This window comes from Roseateles sp. (assembly GCF_036486225.1).
Lineage (GTDB): Bacteria > Pseudomonadota > Gammaproteobacteria > Burkholderiales > Burkholderiaceae_C > Roseateles.
Genome location: NZ_DASVNZ010000144.1, coordinates 1 through 2,911 on the forward strand (window position 1 = coordinate 1; position 2,911 = coordinate 2,911).

Consider the following 2,911-nt stretch of genomic DNA (forward strand, 5'->3'; position numbering starts at 1 on the left):
CACGTCCGGCCCCAGCGCCAGACCGGAGAGGCCGCCGGCGAAGATGCCGTCGGCGATCTGCACCGCGTCGTCGCCGCCGCTGACCAGGCCGCCGAAGAGGTAGCCGCTGCTGCAGCGCTGGGCCAGTTCGCCGATCAGTTCCTGCAGGTCGGGCGTGCCGCCGTCGGCGTGCAGCAGCAGGCTGCGGGATTCGCAGTCGGGTGTCAGCGGTTTCAGCCCTGAGAAGATCCGCCACTGTTCCGAAGGCAGGTCGCAGAGCATGACGACCAGCGCCGGCTCGTCGAAGTACTCGACGCCGCTGGCGCTCACCGCCAGCGCCGAGGCGCCGACCCAGCCGCAACCCGGCCAGCGTTCGCGGACCTCGTCCAGCAGCGCCTGCGCGTGCGGCACGTAGGGATGCGTGAGGTAGAGGAATCCCAGCGTCGGCGTCATGCCGGCGCGCTGCCCCTCCAGCTGGGCGCCGGCCAGCGCCAGCGCCATGTGGGGATCGGGGTGGGTGGCGTGCGCCTGGAGAAAGCGAGGCATGAACGGCCCTCGGGAGACTGGGGGGCTCAAGGCGCCTTGCGTTTGGCGGCGGTCTTGCGCGCGGGCGCGGCCTTCTTGGCGGCCGGCTTGGCCGCAGATCCGGCGGCGGCTCTGGCGGCCGGTCTGGCGGGCGCCTTGGGCGCTGCCTTGGCGGCGGGCTTGGTGGCCGAGGCCGCCGCCGCGGTCTGGGCCGTCTTCATCGCGTGGGAGGCGACCTGCGTGAACTGCTGGGTCAGCGCGTTCCACCATTGCATCGGATCGGCGCCGGCGGGTCTCGGGCCGGCAGCGTCGCCGGACTTCGCCTCGACCTTGGCGTCGGTCCTTGTTCCGGGTTCGACGTCGGTGTCCGTGCCGGGTGTCCTGTCCGCCTTCGTTTCGCTCCGCGGAGCGGGGGCGGCGTCCGCGGCCGGCGGCACCGGCGGCGTCTTCAGCACGTCCTTCAGGTCCGCCATCGGCACGTTCATCGCGTGCAGCGTGGACAGCGTCATGCGCTGCACCTCCAGCGCCTGGATGGTGGCGGTGAGCATGCGGGCGTTGTTCTCGAGCCAGAACTGCACGGTGCGCAGCTCGTTGATGCGCTTGTCCAGCTCCTCGGGGTCCAGCGTCGGCGCGACCCACTGGTTGAAGCCGGGGATCGCCGCGCCGGCGTTCTTCATCATGCCCTGCAGGAAGTCGAAGCCCGGAACGAATTTGCTGAAGTCGGTGTCCGCCATGGTGTCTCCTCGATGCCGTCCTCGCCGGAGCTCCTCGCGCGCGGCGGGGAGGCCGGGGGCGGCCATGCCGCACTATCCTACGTCCTGGCGGCGACCGTCCGGTGTCGGGAAGGGCGGTGGCCGCGTCAGGTCGGAATGTGGTTCAGGTCGGCCCAGCCCGTCCACAGGATCTGGATGCCGATGCACAGCAGCACGAAGGCCATCAGCCGCATCATGACCAGGGTGCCGACCTCGCCCATCTTCATGAGCAGCCGGCCGCCGTTGCGGTAGACCAGGTAGACCACGGCGGCGGTGATGGCCGCGCCGATGGCGGCCACGCCCGCGCCCATCACGTAGGGCACCGGCGATCTGGGGATCTGCGCGCCCAGCGCGATCGCCGCGGCGATGCTGCCCGGACCGGTCGTCAGCGGGAAGGTGATGGGGAAGAAGCTGCGACGGACGATCTCGGCCTCGGTGATGTCGCCGGGCGAGGCGTGCACCACGGCGGTCTGGACGTCGTCGGTCTCGTTGCGGGTGAGCATCACCCAGGCGCTGTAGGCCACCAGCAGGCCGCCGCCGACGCGCACGACCGGCAGCGAGATGCCGAACAGGTCCAGCACGTAGGTGCCCACCAGCAGCGACACCATGATCACGACCCAGCCGTTGATCGCGACCTGGCGGGCCAGCCGCTTGAGGACCTTGTCGTCGCCGCCGGCCGCGCCGATGACGATCGGGGCGACGCCCACCGGGTTGATGATGGGCAGCAGCGTGAGCGGCACCAGGAACAGCGATTGGAGGAAGGACGGCAGGGGGTCCAAGATGGGGACTCCAGGGAAAGAATCGGCGCAGTGTGCCGCAACTCGGTCACCGCGATCCGGGTCGCGGCATCAGGGTTACCTCGAAGCCCTGCTCCTTGAGCAGGGTGGTCAGCGCGCGCGGTCCCGTCATGTGCATCGCGCCCACGGCCACCAGCAGCGATTGACCGCGCTGGTGCAGCTCGGAGATGCGCTGCGCGAGGGCCGGATTGCGCCCGTCGTTGATGCGCTGCAGCGCGGCGCGGTCGGCGGCGTCGGTCACGCAGTCGCACCAGTCGGCATATCGGTTCAGCCGGCCCAGATCGCCGCGGTCGTAGACCGCCACCATCGTGTCCAGCGTGCGCAGCAGCGACTTCGGGCGTTCGAGCTGCTGCAGGTTGGAACGCAACTCGTGCCGCGCCGCGTCGGCGTCGGCGGGCAGCAGCGCCTCGAGCTGGCCCTGCAGCGTCTCCAGCGCCAGCACCGGCAGGCCGCGGTCGCGCGCCCACTGGCTCAGCAGCATCTCCTGCCCGTAACGCACGTCCAGTCCCAGCGACCGGGCGCGCAGCAGCATGTAGGTGCTGGTCTGCAGCAGCGGATGCATCGCGGCCAGCGCCTGCGGGTCCACACAGACGGCCACGGCCTGCGCGTCCAGGCGCCGGCGCATCGCGGCGTCCAGCGGCAGCTCGGGCATGGCCGGCATCTTCCAGGCGTCGCGGTCCAGCGGGTCGAGCTCCAGCGCCACGGCGTCGACCTCGTCCAGGGCCTTGCGCAGCCGCGGCCCGGGCGCGGCCCAGCCCGGCTTGCCCACGTGCAGGCTGGCGTACAGGTAGGAGGTCTGTCCGTCGCGCCTGATCGTCCACATCAGGCCGCGGTCCCTGGCCTGGGCGGCGAGGCGAT

General features: G+C 71.3%; 4 protein-coding genes. All 4 read right to left on the reverse strand.

What is annotated here, in order from left to right; translation table 11 throughout:
- The coding region (locus VF536_RS10075; RefSeq protein WP_331614710.1) for an FIST N-terminal domain-containing protein at window positions 1-525 on the reverse strand (525 nt) is incomplete at its 3' end.
- A 26-nt stretch (window positions 526-551) separates the two neighbouring features.
- The gene (locus VF536_RS10080; protein ID WP_331614711.1) at window positions 552-1,238 is read right to left on the reverse strand and encodes a PhaM family polyhydroxyalkanoate granule multifunctional regulatory protein; all 687 of its coding nucleotides are present in this window, start codon (window positions 1,236-1,238) and stop codon (window positions 552-554) included.
- Between the two features lie 125 nt (window positions 1,239-1,363).
- The gene (locus VF536_RS10085) at window positions 1,364-2,035 is read right to left on the reverse strand and encodes a MarC family protein (protein WP_331614712.1); all 672 of its coding nucleotides are present in this window, start codon (window positions 2,033-2,035) and stop codon (window positions 1,364-1,366) included.
- 46 nt (window positions 2,036-2,081) lie between these two features.
- A partial coding sequence (locus tag VF536_RS10090; protein WP_331614713.1) for a TraB/GumN family protein occupies window positions 2,082-2,911 on the reverse strand: 830 nt, incomplete at its 5' end.